Source organism: Neobacillus niacini (genome assembly GCF_023715785.1).
Classification (GTDB): Bacteria; Bacillota; Bacilli; order Bacillales; family Cytobacillaceae; genus Neobacillus; species Neobacillus niacini_E.
Genome location: NZ_JAMBOX010000100.1, coordinates 1 through 382, shown reverse-complemented (window position 1 = coordinate 382; position 382 = coordinate 1). Strand labels below are relative to the sequence as shown.

Sequence of the window (382 nt, the reverse complement as noted above, 5' to 3'; positions counted from 1 at the left end):
AACGGGAACCGACTTATACGAAGGGGTGCCGCTCTCTTCATCGAGATAGTTCAGCGGCACCAGCACGTTGGCTTCCGGATAATAGGCGCCGACGGTGCCCGGCGCAATGCCGTAGGCCACCACCGTGATATCTTCCAGCGTCAGCGCGCTTCCCGGCAGCGCGGTATGGATATCCACCCGATCGCCATGCTCCAGACCCTGGGCGGCCATATCCTGCTCGTTCATAAACAGCACGTCGCGGCGGCCAAAGACGCCACGGTAGCGGTCATCCATCGCGTAGATGGTGGTGTTGTACTGGTCATGACTGCGCAGCGTCACCAGGCGCATCACGTCCTCACCCTCCACCACCACGTTCTCATGCACCCCTTTAAATACCGAGAAC

The 382-nt window shown here is 60.2% G+C and carries 1 protein-coding gene; it reads right to left on the bottom strand.

Annotated features, from left to right (window positions below; all coding sequences use genetic code 11):
* On the bottom strand, positions 1–382 hold a 382-nt coding region (locus M3234_RS29025; protein ID WP_285858866.1), incomplete at both ends, for a molybdopterin dinucleotide binding domain-containing protein.